Annotated in this window: 19 protein-coding genes and 1 pseudogene; 8 read left to right on the top strand and 12 right to left on the bottom strand. The window is 69.7% G+C overall.

Features of this window, described 5'->3' with window-relative positions; genetic code table 11:
• Positions 1-135: 135 nt before the first annotated feature.
• From AB4078_RS16515 to arr, 3 genes are all read left to right on the top strand, one after another.
• Positions 136-1437 carry a hypothetical protein gene (locus AB4078_RS16515; RefSeq protein ID WP_441978046.1) on the top strand — a complete coding sequence of 434 codons (1302 nt, stop codon included), beginning with the start codon at positions 136-138 and terminating at the stop codon, positions 1435-1437.
• Positions 1438-1527: 90 nt separating this feature from the next.
• The gene (locus AB4078_RS16510) at positions 1528-2871 is read left to right on the top strand and encodes a glutamyl-tRNA reductase (RefSeq protein ID WP_441978045.1); all 1344 of its coding nucleotides are present in this window, start codon (positions 1528-1530) and stop codon (positions 2869-2871) included.
• Between the two features lie 211 nt (positions 2872-3082).
• Positions 3083-3493 (top strand): NAD(+)--rifampin ADP-ribosyltransferase, encoded by a 411-nt coding sequence (gene arr, locus AB4078_RS16505; protein WP_441978044.1) that lies wholly within the window; start codon positions 3083-3085, stop codon positions 3491-3493.
• A gap of 41 nt (positions 3494-3534) precedes the next feature.
• On the opposite strand, the gene AB4078_RS16500 is transcribed toward arr, so the two are convergent.
• Both AB4078_RS16500 and AB4078_RS16495 read right to left on the bottom strand, forming a co-directional pair.
• Complete coding sequence (locus AB4078_RS16500) at positions 3535-4380, bottom strand: SRPBCC domain-containing protein (RefSeq protein ID WP_441978043.1); 846 nt, start codon at positions 4378-4380, stop codon at positions 3535-3537.
• Positions 4377-4847 (bottom strand): SRPBCC family protein, encoded by a 471-nt coding sequence (locus tag AB4078_RS16495; protein ID WP_441978042.1) that lies wholly within the window; start codon positions 4845-4847, stop codon positions 4377-4379. Before AB4078_RS16495 ends, AB4078_RS16500 begins: the two co-directional genes overlap by 4 nt.
• A gap of 129 nt (positions 4848-4976) precedes the next feature.
• Between AB4078_RS16495 and AB4078_RS16490 the strand changes: the two are divergent.
• Positions 4977-5069, top strand: a pseudogene (locus AB4078_RS16490) (HhH-GPD-type base excision DNA repair protein); the annotation flags it as partial.
• A 24-nt stretch (positions 5070-5093) separates the two neighbouring features.
• Here the strand turns inward: AB4078_RS16490 and AB4078_RS16485 are convergent.
• The gene (locus tag AB4078_RS16485; protein ID WP_441978041.1) at positions 5094-5444 is read right to left on the bottom strand and encodes a HepT-like ribonuclease domain-containing protein; all 351 of its coding nucleotides are present in this window, start codon (positions 5442-5444) and stop codon (positions 5094-5096) included.
• A complete protein-coding gene (locus AB4078_RS16480; RefSeq protein WP_441978040.1) occupies positions 5441-5884 on the bottom strand; it encodes a helix-turn-helix domain-containing protein in 444 nt (147 codons plus the stop codon). Before AB4078_RS16480 ends, AB4078_RS16485 begins: the two co-directional genes overlap by 4 nt.
• 135 nt (positions 5885-6019) lie before the next feature.
• Between AB4078_RS16480 and AB4078_RS16475 the strand changes: the two genes are divergently transcribed.
• Together AB4078_RS16475 and AB4078_RS16470 are read left to right on the top strand one after the other, a co-directional pair.
• Entirely contained in the window at positions 6020-6559 is a 540-nt protein-coding gene (locus AB4078_RS16475) for a GrpB family protein (RefSeq protein WP_441978039.1), read from the top strand.
• Positions 6560-6647: 88 nt separating this feature from the next.
• The gene (locus AB4078_RS16470) at positions 6648-7229 is read left to right on the top strand and encodes an HhH-GPD-type base excision DNA repair protein (RefSeq protein WP_441978038.1); all 582 of its coding nucleotides are present in this window, start codon (positions 6648-6650) and stop codon (positions 7227-7229) included.
• A gap of 78 nt (positions 7230-7307) precedes the next feature.
• On the opposite strand, the gene AB4078_RS16465 is transcribed toward AB4078_RS16470, so the two are convergent.
• The 6 genes from AB4078_RS16465 to AB4078_RS16440 are packed head-to-tail and all read right to left on the bottom strand — an operon-like array spanning position 7308 to position 16343.
• Complete coding sequence (locus AB4078_RS16465) at positions 7308-8825, bottom strand: family 20 glycosylhydrolase (RefSeq protein WP_441978037.1); 1518 nt, start codon at positions 8823-8825, stop codon at positions 7308-7310.
• A complete protein-coding gene (locus tag AB4078_RS16460) occupies positions 8822-9748 on the bottom strand; it encodes an endo-beta-N-acetylglucosaminidase H (RefSeq protein WP_441978036.1) in 927 nt (308 codons plus the stop codon). Before AB4078_RS16460 ends, AB4078_RS16465 begins: the two co-directional genes overlap by 4 nt.
• On the bottom strand, positions 9745-13185 hold the full coding sequence (locus AB4078_RS16455; protein WP_441978035.1) for a glycoside hydrolase domain-containing protein: 3441 nt from the start codon (positions 13183-13185) through the stop codon (positions 9745-9747). Before AB4078_RS16455 ends, AB4078_RS16460 begins: the two co-directional genes overlap by 4 nt.
• Positions 13182-14096 carry a carbohydrate ABC transporter permease gene (locus AB4078_RS16450; protein ID WP_441978034.1) on the bottom strand — a complete coding sequence of 305 codons (915 nt, stop codon included), beginning with the start codon at positions 14094-14096 and terminating at the stop codon, positions 13182-13184. Before AB4078_RS16450 ends, AB4078_RS16455 begins: the two co-directional genes overlap by 4 nt.
• Complete coding sequence (locus AB4078_RS16445) at positions 14093-15061, bottom strand: carbohydrate ABC transporter permease (RefSeq protein ID WP_441978033.1); 969 nt, start codon at positions 15059-15061, stop codon at positions 14093-14095. The genes AB4078_RS16450 and AB4078_RS16445 overlap by 4 nt, the downstream gene beginning before the upstream one ends.
• Positions 15039-16343 carry an extracellular solute-binding protein gene (locus tag AB4078_RS16440; RefSeq protein WP_441978032.1) on the bottom strand — a complete coding sequence of 435 codons (1305 nt, stop codon included), beginning with the start codon at positions 16341-16343 and terminating at the stop codon, positions 15039-15041. The genes AB4078_RS16445 and AB4078_RS16440 overlap by 23 nt, the downstream gene beginning before the upstream one ends.
• A gap of 173 nt (positions 16344-16516) precedes the next feature.
• On the opposite strand from AB4078_RS16440, the gene AB4078_RS16435 reads away from it, so the two are divergent.
• Together AB4078_RS16435 and AB4078_RS16430 are read left to right on the top strand one after the other, a co-directional pair.
• A complete protein-coding gene (locus tag AB4078_RS16435; RefSeq protein ID WP_441978031.1) occupies positions 16517-17944 on the top strand; it encodes a sulfatase family protein in 1428 nt (475 codons plus the stop codon).
• Positions 17941-19299: a glycoside hydrolase 5 family protein gene (locus AB4078_RS16430; protein WP_441978030.1), complete on the top strand. Its 1359-nt coding sequence runs from the start codon at positions 17941-17943 to the stop codon at positions 19297-19299. The genes AB4078_RS16435 and AB4078_RS16430 overlap by 4 nt, the downstream gene beginning before the upstream one ends.
• A 52-nt stretch (positions 19300-19351) precedes the next feature.
• On the opposite strand, the gene AB4078_RS16425 is transcribed toward AB4078_RS16430, so the two are convergent.
• Together AB4078_RS16425 and AB4078_RS16420 are read right to left on the bottom strand one after the other, a co-directional pair.
• Positions 19352-19828 carry an adenylyltransferase/cytidyltransferase family protein gene (locus AB4078_RS16425; RefSeq protein ID WP_440734325.1) on the bottom strand — a complete coding sequence of 159 codons (477 nt, stop codon included), beginning with the start codon at positions 19826-19828 and terminating at the stop codon, positions 19352-19354.
• Between the two features lie 68 nt (positions 19829-19896).
• Complete coding sequence (locus AB4078_RS16420) at positions 19897-20919, bottom strand: LacI family DNA-binding transcriptional regulator (protein WP_441978029.1); 1023 nt, start codon at positions 20917-20919, stop codon at positions 19897-19899.
• Positions 20920-20963 lie beyond the last annotated feature (44 nt).

The following is a 20963-nucleotide window of genomic DNA, read 5'->3' as shown; positions in this document are numbered from 1 at the left end:
GGCCACGGCTTCCCCGGCCCTCGTTTCGGCGCTCCCGGATCGCGGTCGGGCGGCCATGGCTTGCCCGGCCCGCACCTCGGCGGAAGGGCCGCGACGACGCCCCACTGGCCGGCCGGCCCCGTCGCGCACCCGCCGATGCCCGATCGACGGCGCGGCTGGCTGTGGGCCGTCGCCATCGTCGCGGCGATCGCGGTCACGGTCGGGGGCGCGACGGTCACCGGAGTCGCCGTCCTCGCAGCGATCCCGCAGGACTCCTCCTACGGTTCGACCGCCACCGGGGACGGCTCCTCGACGAGCGCCGACGCGTGGGAGGACGACGTGACAACGCGGCTGAGCACCGCGATGCAGGAGAACGACCGCGCGGCGTTCGTCGCGGCGGGCGACGGGCGCGTCGCGACGCATCTGGCGGCGATCTGGGACGAGACGAAGAAGCTGGGCTGGACCCTCGGGGTGGCCGAGTCGACGGACGCGACCGGATCCGTGCAGCTCGCGTTCAACATGCAGCTCGGCGGCTTCCACGCGGTCGCCGCCGACAACGGCACCGGCTTCGGCGGGGAGCTGCTGGCGACCTTCGTGTACGACGCGACGATCGCGGGCACGGGTCCGCACTCGAAGCTCACGGTGCTGAACGCGGTGGCGGACATGCCCTGGGATCGCGGCGAGCAGATCGCGGTCGCACGCGGGGAGCACGTCGCGCTGTTCGCCGACGCCGACGAGGCCGCCCTCGCCGACGACCGCATCCCCGAGGCCGAGGCCGCGGCGGAGGACGTGCTCGCCCGTCCCGACTGGACCGGATCCACGGCGCGTCTCGACGGCTTCGTGAGCTACGTGACCGAGAACGACGACGACTTCCGGGCGGCGTACGGTCCGGACATGGCCGATGGGGTCGCGGGCTTCTGCCAGTTCGACTACCGGCCGAGCCGGTGGACGGCGGAGAACGTGCCCGGCCTCGCCAGCGGGCCCTACCCCGGCGGCGGGCTCGCGACTGTCGGCCCGGGCGGTCTGATCGATGAGGACGGGTACGTCTTCGCGCACGAGTTCGCGCACTATGTGCAGAACACGTACGCGCCGGCCCCCTTCACCGCCGACGGCGCGAAGGGCGACGACCGCGCCTTCTCCGAGGGCTACGCCGAGGCCGTCGCGGCCGACTACGCCGACGCCTCCGCCGAGCTGTTCACCACCCGCGACGTGCGGCGCACGGTGCTCGATGGTGACGTGGCCGACGCCGTCTCCGCCGCGGCGTTCGACGACTCCGCCCGGGTCGACACGGCCTATCTCACGGCCGGGTCGTACTTCTACTTCCTCGACCAGCAGCACGCCGACTACCGCGCCCTCCTGACCGCAGACGGCACGACGCCGTTCGTCAAGGAGGTCGACGCGGTCATGCCGCCGGGGCTCCGCATCGCGGACTGGCAGGCCTGGATGGCCGAGCAGTAGCGGCGACGGCGGCCGGATCCGTTTCCGGGTCTGGATCGCCCGGCGATGACGTCCAGGATCCGCAAAGGGCATGGAGCGTAAACTCTCAGCGTGCTGCTCTGCGTCACGGCCAATCACAAGACGGCCCCCTTCGACCTCCTCGAACGACTCAGTCGCACCCCGGATGACCTGGCCGGATCCCTCTCCGAAGGATCCAAGGGCGCCGTCGTGCTCGCGACCTGCAACCGTTTCGAGGCCTATGTCGACGTCGACGGCGCGGCGGACGAGACCGACGTCGCGCGGATCCTGAGCACCGTCGCAGAGCGCAGCGGGATCCCCGCCGACACCCTCACCGCGTCCTCGTCGGTGCACTCCGGCGCCCGCGTCGTGGAGCACCTCTTCTCCGTCGCCTCCGGACTCGAGTCCGTGGTCTCGGGCGAGGGCGAGATCGCCGGCCAGGTGCGCCGTGCGCTGACCTCGGCACGCAAGCACGGCACCACCTCCCCCGAGCTGGAGCGACTGTTCCAACGCGCCAGCGAAGCGCAGCGCAAGGTCAAGAACGACACCGCCCTGGGGCGCGCCGGCCGCTCGCTCGTGCGTCTCGCCCTCGAGCTGGCCGACAGCCGCATCGCCGACTGGAGCGCCGCCCGAGTGCTGCTCGTCGGCACCGGCGCATACGCCGCCGTGACCCTGGCGACGCTGCGCGAACGCGGCGCTCAGGACATCAGCGTGCATTCGCCCTCCGGCCGCGGGGCCGCGTTCGCCGCGAAGCACGGCATCCGCGCCCTGCCCAAGGCCGAGTACGCCCGCGCCGCCGCGCACGCCACCATCGTGATCACCTGCACCAGCGCCGAGCTTCCCGTGCTCGACGCCGCGATCCTGCGCACGGGGCGCGGCCCGGCCCTGACGGCGCTGCCTTCGCCCGACGACGCCGCATTCGACTGCCCGATCCCGGGACACGGGCCCTCGACCGGTGCCGCACCGACGCAGTTGATCGTCGACCTGGGCATGCCGCGCAATGTTGCCGCCGACGTCGCCGAGGTCGAGGGCATCGCCCTGCTCGATCTCGAGACCATCCGCCTGCACGCGCCGCTCGAGGAGCTGCAGGCCACCGACGCGGCACGGTCGATCGTGCGCGCGGCCGCCGCGACGTTCCACGAGGTCGGGGCGCGCGAGAGCGTCACCCCGGCCGTCGTCGCCCTGCGCGGACACATCTTCGAGCTGCTCGAGGCGGAGATCCAGCGCGCCCGGCGCCGCGGCGACGACGGCGGGCACGTCGAGCAGGCCATGCGCCATCTCGCCGGAGTGCTGCTGCACACCCCCACCAGCCGCGCGCATGAGCTCGCCGCGCAGGGTCGCGGATCCGAGTTCATCGCCGCCGTCGAGGCGCTGTACGGACTGAACGCCGAGGCGGTCGCCGAACGTGACGCGCCGGACGACGCCGCCACGGCCTGAACCGACCGGCCGGGTGAACCCGACCGCTGGGAGCACCCCCGGTCGTGTCAAAGAAGGATTCCGTCGCTCCCGGCCTTCTCCGAGCGGCGTTTTCCTTCTCCGACGCAACGCGTGCCGACGTCAAAGACGGATTCCGCTGTTCCCCGCCTCCTCCGAGCGGCGTTTTCCTTCTCCGAGCCGCAGGAACGGCGGACGTGGTTAGCCTGAGACGGTGAGCGACGTGACAGACGAAGGACCGTTCTTCCACGGCACCAAGGCGGATCTGCAGCCCGGCGAGCTCCTCACGGCGGGGTTCCGATCGAACTACCGGCCCGAGATCGTGATGAACCACATCTACTTCACCGCGCTGCGCGACGGGGCAGGCCTCGCCGCAGAGCTCGCCGCCGGCGACGGCGCACCCCGGGTGTACCAGGTCGAGCCGACCGGAGAATTCGAGGACGACCCGAACGTCACCGACAAGAAGTTCCCGGGAAACCCGACGCGCTCCTACCGCAGCACGGATCCGCTCCGTGTGGTCGCCGAGGTCGACGACTGGACGCGGCTGACCCCGGAGGCGCTGCGGGACTGGCGCGACCGCCTCGCCGCTCTCCTCGCCGACGAGCGCGGCGAGATCATCAACTGAGCCGGCGCCGGCGGACCACGAGAGGGCGTTCGCCCCGCGCGTCAGTCCGCGGTTCCGCCGGCGAGGAGAGCCCTGAGCCCGGCCAGCAGCTGCGTCCATCCGGGCTCGAGGCCGGCGATCGCGTCGGCCGACCCCGGTCGAACACCGCCGGTCTCGATGCGCAGATCGACGACGGTCGCGCCGCCTTCGACGCGCAGCTCCACCGTGTACACGGCGTCGAACAGCGCCGCTCCCGCCGCGTCGACGGGAGCGAGCGCGAACACGAGACGCCGCCCTGGATCGACCTCGAGGACACGACCCGCCGAGCGGTACTCCGCCCCGCCTGGCTCTCCGAGGGCGAGGCCGACGTCGGCGCCCACCACGGGCGAGATCGCGAACTCCGTGACGGTGAAGTGCGGCGGCGCCCACCACCGGGCGGCGATCTCCGGATCCGTCCAGGCACGCCACACCACGTCGACGGAGGCAGCGATCTCGGTGCGCAGCGACAGGGTGCGGGCACGTCCGGGGGCGGCCTCCTCGCGGGCGATCGCGCGCTCGTAGGACTCCAGCACGTCATCGTCCGGATCCGCCTGCCCCCAGTCCGCGAGGCGCGCGGACAGCGCGGCGAAAGCTGCCCGGTCCAGTCGCGCCACGCGGCGACGACCCAGCCGGTGCATCGTGATCAGCCCCGCCGCCTCCAGCGCCTGGAGGTGCTTCGTGGTCTGCGGCTGCAGCGCATGCGTGGCCTCGGCGACGCCGCCGACCGTCGATGCGCTCTCGGCGAGCACTTCGAGGATCCGGAACCGGGCCGGCTCGCCCATCGCGGCGAAGGCCCGCTGCGCGTCGATGGCGTCGATGGCGTCGATGGCGTCGATGGCGTCGGACGACAGCCGGTCTTCCGAGCTCATTCCGCGGCGACGAGCGCAGCAAGATTGTCCAGCTCGTTCGCCCGCCCCGCAAGCAGCCGCTGCGTCCACACCTCGTCATGCAGCGGCTCGACCCGCATCACGACGCGGGTCCCGCCGCCTTCGACCGGATGCAGCTCGATCTCCGTCAGCTGCTCGTAGGCGTCATGGCCAGGCACGAAGTCGATGACCGAGACGTACGAGAGCCGGGCCGGCTCCTCGATCGCGGTGAAGCGCTTGTGCGAGTCCGTCGCCAGCGGCATGCCGTTCTGCTGCATGAATGCCACCTGCTCCGGGGCGACGGCGGTCATGGTGTATTCGAGCACCCCGTCAGGGTGCAGGTCGAGCGCGGTCACGTCGGTGCGGAACCCCTCGGGAGCCCACCACTGCGAGATGCCCTCCGGCGTGGTCCACAGCTCCCAGATCCGCTCGGGCGAAGCGGGAACGTGTCGTTCGATGATCTCGGTCATGAGTCCATAATGCATTCGTTCAGACGAATATGTCAAGACCTCCTTTGACGGCCGTGGAGATGGAAAGCGCGGCTCTGAACGGCCTGGGAGCGGCGATTTCCATCCGGCCGACGGCGGGACACGGGATCCATGGCCCTGCACATCACCGGAGACACCGCCGACACCCTGCTCAGCGACAACCCCCTTGCGCTGCTCGTGGGCGTGCTGCTGGACCAGCGAGTGCTCCAACCATGGGCGGATGCGTGATCAATCCCCGGTCGCCTCGGCGAGGAGCGAGGTGATCGCCACACGCACGCGGGGCAGTTCGACGCTGATCGTGGCCCACACCGCGTCGTAGTCAGTCGCCTCATAGTGGTGCGCAAGCCGATCGCGCATGCGCTTGATGCTCGACCAGGGCACCTGCGGGTTAGCGACGATCATTTCGTCGCTCAGCCTCGCGACGTTCTCACCGATCTTGATGATGATTGATTCAGCTGCGAGTCCCGGTGTATTCAGATCGTCCGAGACATACCACTGGTGGCCTCGATCGGCGAGTCGTATGCCGTCGTCACACAGCCGGACGATCTCACGCAGCGCCCGTTCATCTCTCTCGCTCACGCGGCCACTGCTGAGCGCAAGATTGGATGACCAGCGGGGAGCCCTCCGTCTGTCACCACGTCGACCGGAACACCGAGTAGCTGTTCGGCAGCCAGGGTGAACTCGGCGATCGTCAGCAATCCGACGTTCGGCGAGCGGGTGACAAGGATGTCGAGATCGCTCTGCGCGGTGTCCGTTCCCTGCCCGACGGAGCCGAACACGCGCACGTTGCTCAGTCCGTGCTCCGCAGCGAGATCCTTGAGCTCGTCACGATGCCGTTCGAGCGCCTCGTGCGGCAAAGGGCGTATAGCTGACCGCAGCCTATCGACCATCGCCGACGACGGAATCCGCCGCCCAGACTCATACGCGGCGATGTTCGGTTGCGCAACACCGCTGCGCAACGCGAGCTGCGATTGGCTGAGCCCAGCTCGCTCGCGCATTTCGCGCAGCTCTTCACTCATATCATAATGATATGACAGTGCCTGATCCGAGGGAAGAGCGGAGACGCACGAGCACCATCATCGGCTGACGCGACATCAGACCGGTCGGAGTTCGGCCACAAAGACGAGGGCGCACAGGTCTGTCAAGATTGCCTGATGAGCATCGAAGTCGTGCCGTATTCGCCCGGATGGGCGGCCCAGTTCGAGGAACTCGACCACTGTCTTCGAGCTGCGCTGCGCAACGTGGATTTCGTCGCTATCGAGCACGTCGGTTCGACGGCCGTACCTGGTCTTGCTGCGAAGCCCATCCTCGATGTGGACATCATCGTCCGTCGATCCGCAACCCGTGACGCGATCGCGGCGCTGACCGCGGCCGGATACACGCATCGCGGCGATTTCGGTGTCACTGACCGCGAAGCGTTCAGTGCACCTGACGAGAATCCGCCACGTCACGTCTATCTCTGCATCGAGAACACCCTGCACGTTCGCAACCATCTCGCGGTGCGTGACGTCTTGCGTCAGAATCCATCACTTCGCGACCGGTACGCAGAAGTGAAGCTCGACCTTGCGCGCGAACCAGACATCGACATCGGCCGTTACCTTGCGGGAAAGTCCCGGATCCTGCAAGAAGTGCTCGCGGCATCGGACCTCACCTCCGACGAGAAGCGGAAGATCCTCGAGCTCAACACCAGGTAGCGAGGCGTGGCCACGTGGCGGCGAACACAGGTGTGGTGCCGCGCTCACAAGGCTGTACCCGTCCTGCGGGCGATGCGAGACTGGATCCATGGCCCTTCACATCACCGGAGACATCGCCGCCGACGCTCTGCTGTCGGACAACCCGCTCGCGCTGCTCGTGGGCATGCTGCTGGATCAGCAGGTCGCCATGGAGACCGCGTTCGCCGGCCCGCTCAAGATCGAGCAGCGCACCGGCGCGACCGACGCCGCGACGATCGCCGGCTATGACCCGGACGAGTTCCTCGCCGCGTTCAAGCAGACGCCATCGGTGCACCGCTTCCCGGGATCCATGGCCTCGCGCGTGCAGACCCTGTGCCAGGTGCTCGTCGATGACTGGGGCGGGGAAGCCGCGAACCTCTGGACGGCGCCCGACGCGGCGGGCAACGCTCCCGACGGAGCCGAGGTCCTGCGCCGTCTGAAGACCCTGCCCGGGTTCGGCGAGCAGAAGGCGAAGATCTTCCTCGCCCTGCTCGGCAAGCAGTACGGCTACACCGGCGCCGGCTGGCGCGAGACCTCCGCGCCGTATGGTGAGGACGGATCCTTCCGCTCGGTCGCCGACATCGTCTCGCCCGAGTCGCTGACCAAGGTCCGCGAGCACAAGCGCGCGATGAAGGCCGCCGCCAAGGGCTGACCCGGATCCGGCCCCTCCAGGTCGTTGAGCGAGGACGAGCGGAGCGAGACCGAGACGAAACGCCGCCACCTCGCGAGATCACCACGTTTCGTCGCGCTTCGGCTGCGCCGATGCTCGCTCAACGACCGGGGGCTCCCCGATCGCGGCGTCGAGGGCTGCGAACTCTTCCATCGACAGGGCGGATCCGGCGTTCCACGCCCGCTCCGCCATCGCCCGCAGCGGGCCGCGGATCCCGTCGGCGACGTCGGCCGGGGTCTGCGCATCGGGCAGGTCCGACCACACGGCGAACATGGCGCCGAGCAGTAGCGCGGGGTACGGACGCGTCAGCTCCTGCCGCACGGTGCTCTGCCCCTCGGGTCCCCACAGGGCCGAGAACAATCCGGGATGCCAGTCGGCCTCCCAGATCCGCTCGGCCGTCGGGTAGCGATAGCCGGCGTTCTCGCCGAGCACGTAGTAGAACAGCGCATCGTTGACGTTGACCAGCCGATGCCCGGCGGTGACCGCATCGGCGACCGGACGCATGTGCGCGTTCCAGTTCGTCCACCAGGTCAGCACGACCTCGGGATCCAGCCGTTCCGCGGTGCTGCGCAGCAGGCCGTCGTTCCACGCGCGCGCCTCGAAGCCGCGCTCCCGCAGATGCGCGGCGACGCGGTTGACGAACGCCGTGAGCAGGTCGAATCCGGTGCCGTCCGCGCCGTAGCGTTCGACGGCCGCCGCGGCGAGCGCGGGGTACTCCGCGATGCGATCGAAGTCGACGAACTCGTCGCCGCCGAGGTTCCAGCGCGTGCTGTGCGGGAACACCGGGGTCATGTCGTCGATCAGTGCGAGCGCGAAGCGGACCGGATCCTCACGCGTGATGTCGAGGGCGTGACCGGTGTCGAGCCCTGCCGCCTTCGGAAGCCGCAGCTCGGGGTGCGCGGAGAGCGCGTGCCGCAGATGACCCGGCATGTCGAGCGACGGGATCAGGCCGATGTGCAGATCGCGGGCGGCCTCGACGATCTCCGCGGCCTCGGCACGGGAGATGCGCACGGCCGAGACGATCTCCGGGAAGGCCTTCGACTCCAGCCGGAAACCCTCGTTCTCGGAGAAGTGCCATTGGAAGACGTTGACGCCGATGTCAGCCGCCGCGCGCAGTTGTTCGATGATCCACGCGGCCGGATAGTGCTTGCGCCCCGCATCCAGGTGCAGCCCGCGCTCAGCCACGGCCGGCACGGAGCGCACCCGCCCCCGCGGCACAGCCCCCTGCGCACGCAGGTTGTGCAGCAGCTGCCGGGTGGCGCGGAACGCCCCCGCAGCGGACGCCGCGGTCACCACGACGTCGTCGGCGACCTCGATCGTGAATGACTCGTCGCCGTCGACCCGGTCCGCGAGCGCGCTCAACCGCAGCCGGATCACCGGATCCGGGGCGCCGCCGGCCGCCGCGATCCCGCACGCACGCAGCTCCGGCTCGAGCCGCTCTGCCTCGCGGCGCAGCCCCCGGCTCGCCGCGATCACCCGCACCCGATCCGGCTCCCACATCCCGCCCGCCGACTCGAACGCCGTGGGCTGCGGGAGGGCGAGCCAGCGGATCCGGCCCGCCCTCTCGCGCTCCGTCACGGCGTCGGTGCGTACTCGGTCGCGAGGCCGGTGAGCGGCTCGGTGATCGCGGAGACGTACTCCGAGTGGTCACCGGCGCGGAGGTCGTACGTCACGATCCCGCCGTACCCCTCGGCCTTGGTCTGCGCGGCGAACTGCGCCGCGGTGCCGATCGGCGTGCGGTTCAGATCAACCGCACCGGGGGCGAGCTTCGACGCGTCGGCGCGGGCCAGCTGCGGCACATCCCACGAGCCGTACCAGGGGTTGAGCGCGTAGTCGACGAGCGCGCCCACGCTGATCCCCCGGTACTCGGTCGACTCCGCCGCGGGGCCGATGTTGTAGAACGTGATGAGCTTGTGCGGGCCGAGCTTGGTGCGCAGCTCCTTGACGAGGTACGGGAACGAGCTGGCATTGGGCTGGCCCGTGCCGTTCTTGCCGTACTCCGACCACTCGTCGTCGAGGTCGATGCCGTCGAGCCCGTACTTCTGCACGGTGTCGGCGAGCTGCTGCGCGAACGCCCCCGCGTCCTTGCGTGATGCGAAGTTCGCCAGCCCCGCGCCCTGGTGGTTGCCGAGCACGGAGAGCAGCACCTTGGTGCCGCGCTGCTGCAGCGGGCGGATCTGCGTCGCCGCGTTCTCGAGCGTCCAGGTGACCCGATCGTTCAGAGACAGATAGGCCTGCTTCTTCTCCGTGTCGTAGTCGATGTTCGCGGCGAAGATCATCGCGGCGTCGAACGCGGGACGGTCGGTGCCGGCGAGGGTGTAGTCGGCGACGTTCGACAGGTCGTTGCCGTTCACCTCGACGTAGACGACCCGTTTCGGATCCGGCTGATCGGTCGCGGCGTGCGCCGCGCCGCCGGCAGCGAGCGATCCGGCCAGCGCCAGCCCGAGCGCGGCGAGCGCCGCGCCGGTGCGGCGTTTCAGATGGTGCGTGTGCTTCGTCATCTTTCCTCCGTGTCGTGCGATCCCCGGGGACGCCTGCCGGCATCCCCGCTCGGCGACGGAGCGCCGCCGAGGCCTGTGAAGTCATCGGATCCGGCGAGGTCGAACAGCTCCAGCTGCCCGAGCACGAGCGGAGCGAGAGCCCGCACCCGCAGCATCCGCGCGATCGCCGGTGACGAGAACGCGAAGGGCGTCGTGCGGTTCGGCAACAGCGCCTCGCGGTGCGTCGTCGGCACCGGATGCCACACGGATCCGTCGTCGCTCGCCTCCCAGATCCACGCGCCGACGGGTGTGTGCTCCGCGGCCGTGACGGTCACGTCGGTGACGGCGCGCGGCGTGGGGAACCGCCATCCGGCCCATTCCCCCGCGGCGAGCGCGACAGGGTCGCCGGACGCCCCGTCGTCGAAGAGGCGGGCCGTCCCGGCACGGCTGCCGTGCAGCACATCGCCGTATCGGGCATCGCCGTCGCGGGCATCGCCGCCCGCGCCGGTCAGCTCAGGCCGCCACGATCCGGGATCCGGTCGCCCTCCGGCCCAGATCCGGCCTCGTGAAGCCGCTGCGACGTCTGCAGTGAACTCCAGCTCCAGCTCGACGTCGTGCTCCAGCGCGTCTACGGACAGCACCGGCCGCTCGAGCTCGGCGCCGTTCAGGCGGGCACGCACGAGGAACCGGGCACCGGGCTCGGTACGCGTCGACCGGATCCGCAACACGGATCCGCCCGCCCGATGCACGGTCACGTCGTCGTACAGGGGCGATCCGATCCGCAGCTCGCCCGAGGCCAGTTCGAGCGGATAGAGGCCGAGCGCCGCCCACAGCCACCACATGCTCATCTCGCCGTTGTCCTCGTCGCCGGGGAAGCCCTGCCCGATCATGGCTCCGGCGAACAGGCGCTCCGCGAGGCCGTGCTCGATCGCGCCGGCCTGCCACGGGCGATCGCCGTGCACGTGCATCCACGGGATGTGGTGGGCCGGCTGGTTGGAGATCGCGCACATGCCGCTGCGCAGCGCGCGGGCCTCCCGCTGCTCGTGGATCACCGTTCCGTAGGCGCCGCCGAAGGCGTCGTCGGCGGTCTCCGGCTCGAGGAGCAAGCGGTCCAGGTGCGCACCGAGGCCGGCGGGCCCGCCGTACAGCGCCGCGAGACCCGCGCCGTCGTGCACGGGGCTGACGGACATCCCCCAGGCGTTGGTCTCGACATAGTCGCCGCCCCAGACGCGGGGATCGAACGCGCCGGTCCCGAAGGATCCGTCGCAGCCCCGCCCGCGGAAGAAGCCGGACTCGGCGTCGAAGAGCACACGGTAGGACAGCGACCGGTTTCGGAAGTATCGGGCGAACGCCCGGAACCGGGCCTCCGCCGCAACATCGCCCCGGAGGGCCGCACGCGCGCCGAGCCTCTCCGCCAGCCGTGCGATCCCCCCGTCGGAGATCGCGTTCTCCAGGCTCCAGCTCATCCCCTCGTGCGTCTCGCGCGAGACGAAGCCCGCGAACCGTCCCCGCGCGATGCCCTTCCGCCCCGCGCGCGGATCCGCGCTCGGCTCGCACGCGTTCCGCCACGCGGTCTCGAACGCCTCGGCGTCGCCGAAGCGGAGCCCCCAGCGCTCGGCGTCGGCGAAGATCTGATCGCTCGAGGTGCCGACCATGGAGTCGACGTATCCGGGTGCGCTCCAGCGCGCCATCCACCCGCCCTGGCGCGCCTGCAGGAGCAGGCCGTCGAGCATGCGCTCGGCGAGCGCGGGCTCGAACAGCGCGAACGCGGACCACGAGGTGCGGTAGGTGTCCCAGTAGCCGTTGTTCACGAACAGCTCGCCGTCGGCGACGGGGGCACCGGTGCGATCCTGCGTATGCGGGGCCGCAGGAGTCATCGGATCCGCGAACCGACGCTCGGTCATCGGATCCGCCCCGCCGGCCGTCCCCACATCCTCAGCCATCGTGTTCGGGTACAGGTGCAGGCGGTACAGGGCACTCGCGAGCCGCGCCCGCGTCTCGTCGTCGGCAAGCCCCCGGAACGGGCGATCCTCGTCGGGGATCGGCGGGATCCGTACGGCGCCCAGCAGCCCGTTCCACTCGTCGCGCAGCGCGTCGCGGATCTCGTCGAAGGCGAGATCGGTCGGGAGTTCGCGGTCCAGGTTCTGCCGGGCCTGCGCGATGGAGAGGAAGGACTGCGCGATGCGCACCTCGAGCCGTCCCCGGCCCGTGACGTGCCCGGCGACCCGCACCCGCCCGGCATCCGCGAGCGCACCGGTCGCCGACACCGGGCCCTGCACCCGTCCAGCGAAGAACGTGCGCGGCCCGTTCCCCCACCGCTGGTCGCCGCCCTGGGCGGGCCCCTCCGGGATCCAGCCGTCGAACCCGCCGTCGGATCCGATCCGCAGCAGGCCGTCGTCGGCGAGCTGGTCGATCACGAAACCGACCGCGGCGGCCTCGTCGTCGGCGGTCACCCGGAACGCGCCACCGTGCGAGGTCGCCGTCATCTCCACGCTCAGACCACCCTGCAGCCGTGCGGTGTACGCGAACGGACGTGCGCTCTCACCGCCCGGGACGATGCGCATCCGCCGCGTCGCGCGGTCCGATGCCGGGGCGCCACGGAACGGCATCACCTGCAGCACCCCGCGATCCCCGATCCACGGACTCGGCTGATGCGAGAACTGCAGGGCCTCCAGAGCCCGGCCGCTCTCGTCGTCGTGCACCGACCAGCGGTACGGCCAGCGGGAGTCCGAGGCGTCCGTGGCCGGGGTGAGGAAGCAGAACCCGTGCGGGACGGCCACGATGGGGATCGTGTTGCCGCGCGAGAAACGGGATCCGGAGTGGCTTCCGCGCCGCGTGTCGACACGATCCGCCGGTGTGGGCAGCACGGTCGGCGCGACGGGGCCCGGATCGACGCCCCGCGCCGCAGCGCGCGAACCGCCATCCGGCTCGATCCCGCCCGTGATCGACGCGCCTGCGGAGGCGCCGGCCACGACGACCTCCACGAAGCCAGAGGCCACGCCCTGCGCCCCGCGCAGCGACGGCGCCCCGAGCACGACCTCGAGGGCGGCGGTCCGCCCCGCCCACGGCGCGAGCGAGGCGGAGTCGGCGTTCCATTGCTCGGGCATCGACCACGCCGCCGCGAACTGCGCCGCGGCGCCGAGCGCGAAACCGTACCGGTCCCGCACGCGCGGCTCTTCGGTCAGCCGGGATCCGTCGTCGAAGACCGCGTCGATCGTGACGGCGAGCGCGGCGAAGGGCGCGCCGACCGCGTCCGGGCCGTCCGCGTAGAACGCCCAGTGCACCACCGTGTCGTGCTCGATGGTGAGATCGCCGAGGTGGGTCAGCGAGATCCGCTGCTCCCCCTTCCGCACCTCGAACCGGTAGGCGAAGACCTCGCCCCCGAGCACGCCCGCTCGAGGCCGGGAGGACGGCGGATCCGCCGGGCCGTCCGACGCCCGCAGCACAGGATCCGTCATCCCTTGACCGCGCCCTCCTGCACGCCGGAGAAGAAGAACCGCTGCGTCACCGAGAACAGGACGATGATCGGCACCAGCGCGATGATCGTTCCGGCGGCGATGAGCCTCGGATCCGGAGAGAAGTTGCTGTTCAGATAGGCCATGCCCACCGTCAGCGTGTAGTTGTTCGGATCCGTGATCACCATGAGTGGCCAGAGATAGTCGTCCCAGGCGCCGATGAACGTGAAGATCGCGACCACGCTGACCATGCCCCGCACGTTCGGCCACACGATGTGCCGGATCCGCTGCCAGGTGGTCGCACCGTCGACGGTCGCGGCGTCCAGCACCTCTGCGGGGATCATCCGACATGCGGTTGCGACCAGCAGCACGTTCATCGCCCCGATCGCACCGGGCAGGATCACTCCCCAGAGCGTGTTGGCGAGCCCCAGCCCGTTGATGGTGAGCAGGTTGGATGTGACGGTGACCTCGCCGGGCAGCAGCATCGTGGAGAACAGGATGCCGAGGGCGATCCCTTTTCCGCGGAACTTCATGCACGCCAGCGCGTAGCCGCCGAAGACCGCGAACACGACGTTGGAGATCACCTGCACCACGGCGACGAACAGGGAGTGCCACGCGTACTGGTACACCGGGATGAAGTCGGTGACCTTGGTGTAGTTCTCCAGTGTCGGCTGCGTCGGGATGAGGTTCGGCGGGAACGTGTAGAGATTCTCGCCGGCCCCTTTGAACGACGTGGACAGCTGCCACAGGAACGGGCCGATCACGAGGATCAGCACGATCACGAGCAGCACGTAGCGGAAGACCAGCCCGCCCACAGTCGGCTTGCTGATGTCCCCGGCTCCGCCGGTGCGGAACAGCTTCTCCTTGGCCGGCTTCTTCGACCTCTCCTGGACGATGGCTGCGGTGGCGCTCATGATTTCGCCCTCTTCTCGCGGTTGAGCAGGGCGATCGCGACGAGCGGGATCAGGGTGAGCAGGAAGAGCACGACGGAGATCGCCGCCGCATATCCGAGATTGCCGTTCAGGCCGGATCCCGCCTGACGGATCATCATCACGATCGACATGTCGTACCCGCCGGGCCCCCCGGTGTGATGCGAGAGCACGTCGAGTTCGGTGAAGATCCTCATCGCCGAGACGGCGATGAGGACGGCGATCAGCAGCATCGCCCCGCGCACGCTCGGGATCGTCACGCTCAGGAAGCGGCGGAACGCGCCTGCTCCGTCGAGCATGGCCGCTTCGTGCAGGTCCTTGCCGACATTGCCCAGCGCGGCGAGGTACACGACCATGTAGTACCCGACGCCCTTCCAGACGGTCAGCAGGATCGCGCAGGCCAGCAACCACCAGCGGTCCACGAGGAACGCGACGGGCTTGTCGGCGATGCCCATGAACTGCAGCGTCTGGTTGATGATGCCCTTGCTGTCGAACAGCCAGCCCCAGATCAGAGCGACGACCACGACCGAGGCGATCACCGGGAAGTAGAACGTCGTGCGGAAGAACGCGATACCGGGAATCGTCTTCTCCACCAGCAGAGCCAGCAGCAGCGGCAGGATCGTCAGCAGCGGCACGCACACGATGACATAGATGGCGCAGGTGAGCAGCGCATACCGGAACTGGTCGTCGCCGAACAGCTTCACGTACTGGTCGAAGCCCACGAACTCCGGGGCGCGCAGGGGCCTCGCGTTCGTGAAGCTCAGCACCACCGTGTTCAGGAACGGCCAGAGCGCGAACACCGCCACCCAGATCACCGCCGGACCGATCAGCAGCCACGGCGTGTACCAGCGGTGCGACTGGACCGGCCCGCTGCGCCGGCGGAGGCCGGCGCCCGAGGCGCCGACCCCCGTGCGGGTCAGAGAGCGTTCACTTGTCGATGCGGTTGTCATTCGCGTTCTTCACGATCTTGTCCAGCGCCTCCTTGGGCGCGATGTCGCCGCGCACGGCGAGCGCCATCTGCTGGTTGAGGAACGTGGTGTCGGCACCGGTCCACTGGTAGGGAGTGGCCTTGGCCTCGGGGAGCGCGGCGAACATGATCTTCATGGCCTCGGCCTGCGCGGGCGGCACGTTCGAGTCGCTCTCGACGGCCTTGACGACCTCGTCGGCACCGCTCGCGGTGCCCGGAGCGAAGCCGATCGCGAGCTTCACGAACGCGACCTGGTTCTTCTCGTTCGTCGCGAACTCGGCGAACGCGAGCGCCGCCGCCTTGTTCTTGGAGTCGGCCGAGACGTTCAGCCCCTGCACGAACAGCGGCGGAATCCCCGGACGCGCGGAGGCGGCGGTCACGTCGACGAGCGTCGGAGCCTTGGTGCGCAGGTCGCCCGCGAATCCGGATCCGCCGGTCGAGTAGGCGACCTTGCCCTGCAGGTACATCTCCGCGTTGCCGGAGTAGGTGCCGCTCAGCGCCTCCGGCGGCATCGCGCCCGCCTTGTACGCGTCGGCGTACTTCTGCACGATCTTCTCGGCCTCGGGCGTGTTGAACACGAAGTCGCCCTTGTCATCCATCACCGGGATCCCGGCCGAGACGAAGGTGTCCAGGCCCGGCATTGAAGAGACCAGCATGACCTTGCCCTGCGAATCGGTGGCGACCTTCTTCGCGAGGTCGAGCCAGGCATCCGTGGTGGTCGGGAGGTTGTCCTTGGCGACGCCGTAGGCCTTCAACTGGTCGAGGTTCCACCAGGAGAGGTCGCTGCCCGTGTACCAGGGCAGGCCGTAGGTGCCCTTGATCCCGGTGTAGCTGCTGTACGCCTCCCAGCCGCCCTTGTTGTACTTCGCCTCGAGCTTCGGATCCGCCTCCGCGAGATCCAGGAGCTTGTGCGCGGCGACCAGCGGGTAGCCGATGTCCGGAGGCAGGTTCAGCACGTCAGGCAGGGTGTTCGAGTTGGCCTGGCTGAGGATCTTGTCCTGGTAGCCGTCGCCCGGCTGATCGAGCCATTCGACCTTGACCTTCGGGTGCTCCTTCTCGAAGTCCTTGATCAGGCTCTCGAAGTACGGCGAGAACTTCTCGTTCTTGAGCGACCAGGTCTGGAACTTGATCGTGCCGCTCAGCTCGCCGGAGGTGTCGATCGCGCCGCCGCCGGAAGCGCTTCCTCCCCCGCCTCCCGTGCATGCGGTCAGGGCGAGGGCGGTGGCCGCGGCGATCCCGACGACCAGAGTTGCTCGGAATTTCATGGACGTTCTCCTTCGAAGTGGTCCAGGGGTGCATCGCCCGTAGGCGCTGACATCCCATCACTAAAGCGATATAGTGTGCTCACTATGCCACAGAATGATGGACTCCGTCCAGCACGGCTGGTGGCACACCGATCCGGGAACAAAATCCCTTCAGCGCCTCAAGGAGGAACGCGATGAGCAGTCCCCGTCGCCCGAACATCGTGTTCGTGCTGACCGACGACCACGCCTCGAATGCGATCGGCTGCTACGGCTCAGCGGTGAACACGACCCCCGGCATCGATACGATCGCCGCCGCCGGGATGCGCTTCGACCGCGCCCTGGTGGAGAACGCGCTGTGCACGCCGAGCCGCGCCTCGTTCCTCACCGGCACCTACAGCCACACCAGCGAGGTCACGACGCTCACGACGCACCTCGCGAACGACCGCGGGACGTTCATCACCGCGCTGAAGGCGGCGGGCTACCGCACCGCCCTCTTCGGCAAATGGCACCTGGGGCACGGCCCCGACCACGACCCGGTCGGGTTCGATCACTGGGAGGTGCTGCCCGATCAGGGCGAGTACTTCGACCCGGAGTTCTACACGCCCGACGGCCCGGTGCGCTACGAGGGCTACGTCACCGACATCATCACCGAGCACGCGCTGGCGTGGATGGACGCGCAGGGCGATGAGCCGTACTGCGTGCTGGTCTGGCACAAGGCGCCGCACCGCCCGTGGGAGCCGCATCCGCGGCATGCGGACCTGTTCTCGGATCCGATCCCGCTGCCCGCCACCTTCCACGACGATTACGAGGGTCGAGGAACCCCCGCGCACCACGCGACCATGCGGATCGCCGACGACCTGAACGACATCGACCTCAAGCAGGATCCGCCGTCCGAGCTCGGCTATGCGGAGCGTGCGGTGTGGAAGTACCAGCGCTACATGCAGGACTACCTGCGCTGCGTGGCCGCGGTCGACGAGGGCGTGCAGGCGCTCACCGACTTCCTGCGGACGAAGGGTCAGTTCGATGACACAGTCACGATCTACGCCTCGGACCAGGGCTTCTACCTCGGCGAGCACGGCTGGTTCGACAAGCGCTTCATGTACGAGGAGTCGCTGCGCATGCCGCTCGTGCTCAGCTACCCCGCCCGCGTCGCCCCCGGCGGGAGCACCGAGGCCATGGTCTCGAACGTCGACATCGCCCAGACCCTGCTCGACTTCGCAGGTGTCGCGGCCCCCGAGGGCATGCAGGGGCACAGCCTGGTCGACCTGGTGACCGCGGAGGACCCCGTACCGGTGCGCGACGCGCACTACTACCGCTTCTACGAGCACGACGACCGATCGCACCACGTGTGGGCGCATTACGGCGTGCGCACCGAGCGGTACAAGCTCATCTACTTCTACGCGGACGGAATGGGCCTGCCGAACACGCGCGATACCACCTATCCTCCGGAGTGGGAGCTCTTCGACCTCGAGAAGGATCCGTGCGAGCTCACCAGCGTGCATCTCGATCCCGCGTACGCCGACATCCGGCGTGAGCTGACCCTGAAGCTGTGGGATCTCCAGCAGGACCTCGGCGACTCGCCCCACCCGCGCCAGCCCGTCCCGGAAGGACGTACTCGATGACCCTCGGCACCGACGCCGCACTCCCCACCGTCCCGGACGGGGTCGCTCCGCTGCGGTTCGGCGCGAACTACACCCCGTCGAAGGAGTGGATGCACGCCTGGCTCGACCTCGACCTCGACGCCGTGCGCCGCGACTTCGCCGGACTCGCCGCGCTCGGCCTCGACCACGTGCGGATCTTCCCGCTCTGGCCGGTGCTGCAGCCCAACCGCACCCTGATCCGGGAGAAGGCCATCGAGGATGTGCGGGCCGTGGTCGACGTCGCCGCCGAGTTCGGGATGGACGCGAGCGTCGACGTGATCCAGGGACACCTGTCGAGCTTCGACTTCATCCCCTCGTGGCTGTTCACCTGGCACGACAAGAACATGTTCACCCACCCGCAGGCTCTGAGCGGTCAGGTCGCACTCGTGGAGCGCCTCGGCGCCGCACTGCGCGACGCCCCGAACTTCCTCGGCTTCACGCTCGGCAATGAGGTGAACCAGTTCTCCGCGGCCGTGCACCCGCACCCCTGGCCGGTCTCGCCCGACGAGGCCGCGGGGTGGCTGCGCGCGCTGCTGGAGGCGGCGGAGCGCTCCGCCCCCGGGCTGCCGCACGTGCACAGCGAGTACGACGCGGCCTGGTACATGGACGGGCACGGCTTCGTACCGACGCACGCTAGCAGGATCGGCGCGATGACCACCGTGCATTCCTGGATCTTCAACGGCACCGCCCAGCGCTACGGCGGACGCAGCGCTGCGAGCGACCGGCACGCCGAGTACATGATCGAGCTGTCCCGTGCGTTCGCGACGGATCCGCAGCGCCCGATCTGGCTGCAGGAGGTCGGCGCCCCGTCGAACTGCCTGGCGCCGGAGCAGACCCCCGACTTCCTCGAGGCGACGGTGCGCGCGGCGGCGCGCACGGAGAACCTCTGGGGCGTGACCTGGTGGTGCTCGCACGACGTGGGCCGCGAGCTCGCCGACTACCCCGAGCTGGAGTACTCCCTGGGCCTGGTCGACCAGGCAGGTGAGGCCAAGCCCATCGGGCGCCGGTTCGCCGAGATCATCCCCGAGCTGCGGGAGCGCCGCCCGGCTCCGGCCCGCACGACGGCGATCGTGATCGAGGTCGACGCGCATGAGATCCCGGTCAGCCGCGCGGCGATGAGCCCGGCGGGCGCCATCTTCCAGGCCTGGGTCGACGCGTGCGCGGCCGGCCTCGACGCCACGTTCGCCACCTCGCTCACCGCGGCGGATCCGGCCGCCCTCGCCGCCCGCGGGATCACCGACCTGATCCGCCCCGACCTGAACACCGGATCCGGCATCTACTCCTCGAACAACACCGTCGTCGACGGCGCGGAGGCCGCCACCGGGATTCCCGCCTGATCCCCCGGGGTCGTCGAGTGAGCACGACCGCGCGCCACCGCCCGGGGTCGTGTCAGGCGCGCGCCTCGCGCTCGGCTTCCTTGGCCGCCACGATCTTGCGCAGGCCGGAGCTCGAGAAGCGGTGGTCGCGGCTGTTGAAGTACAGCTCGATCCCGGCCTCCTCGCAGTAGGCGCGGCCGGTGAAGTCGCGGTTCTCGTACTCGTCGCCGACGATGCGCACGTCGAGCTTGAACGAGCGGAGGATGTCCTCGAGGTCCTGCTCGGTCGAGTACGGCACGATCTCGTCGACGTACTCGCACCCGCGCAGCTGGATGTAGCGCTCGACCACGGTCTGAGTGGGAGCGTTCTTCTCCGGGCGGTCCAGGGTGGGATCCATCTGCAGGCCGCAGATGAGGTAGTCGCACTGGCGCTTGGCCTCGGCGAGCATCATGATGTGCCCCGCGTGCAGCAGGTCGAAGGTGGAGAAGGTGATCCCCACGCGCGGCCCCGGGTTGTAGTCCTGGTGCTTCTTCACGGTCTCCGGCGTCATCTGCGAATCCTCTCGTCGGCCCAGAGCACTCTATCGAACGCACCCAGACACGGCCTCTGCGACCGCGTTCAGCGCGACGGCGCGGCCGTGCTCTCCCGGATCGTGAGCGCGGGGGCCGTTCCACGGCGGGACGGCAGCGGCTCCGCGGATCCGACCCGCTCCAGGAGGAAGGCCGCGGCCTGCTCGCCGAGCGCGAAGGTGTCGCGGGTGAGGCAGGTGATCGACGGGTGCACGAGCCCGGTCACCACGGAGTCGTCGAAGGACGCCACCGACAGCGCCTGCGGCACGGCCACGCCCATCTCCTGCGCGACGCGGAGTCCCGCGATCGCCATCACATCGTTGTCGTAGACGATGGCTGTGGGCCGAGCCGCGCGGCTGAGCAGCGTGCGCGTGGCCGCGGTCGCCGCCGCCGGGGAGAAGTCGGTCACGAGCGTCTCGCCCGCCGCGCCCCGGGCAGCGAGCGCTGAGAGCACGTCGGCGCGAATACGCGTGTGCTGGAACTCGGCCGGTCCCGACACGTAGGCGATCTCGCGGTGGCCGAGTGCCGCGAGGTAGTCGAACAGCGCGTGCGCCGCGGCCTCGTCGTCCAGCCAGATGGCGGGCGGATCCCCGGCGCTGTCACTGCTGCCGATCACCACGGCCGGCAGCGGCAGGGTGGGCAGCAGCGTGAGACGCGGGTCGTCGTCGCGGGGATCGATCACGATCACGCCGTCGACCTGATTCGCGCTGCGCCAGCGCCGATAGGTCGCCATCTCCTCCTCGATCGAGGAGACCACGACCAGCTGCAGCGCGACGCCGTGCTGGGCCAGCGCCGACTGCACCCCGGCGATGAGGTCGGTGAAGAACGCCTCCGTGCCCAGGGTGCGCGCCGGACGGTTCACGGCGAAGCCGACCACCCCCGCCCGGGATCCGACCAGGGCTCGGGCGGCCGAACTCGGCTGCCACTGATGCTCCTCGGCCACGGCGAGGATGCGCTGGCGGGTCTGCTCGCTGACGCCCGGGCGCCCGTTCAGCGCGAAGGAGACCGCGCCGGGGGACACTCCCGCGAGACGGGCGATATCGGCGATGGTGATGCGCTTCGCCTGTGACATAGACTCACCGTACTAGATCGTTTTAGTAGACCCTGCGGAACGGG

This window comes from Microbacterium sp. 2MCAF23 (assembly GCF_052115565.1).
Classification (GTDB): Bacteria; Actinomycetota; Actinomycetes; order Actinomycetales; family Microbacteriaceae; genus Microbacterium.
Note: the sequence above shows the minus strand (reverse complement) of the source record. Positions and strands in the feature narration are given on the sequence as shown.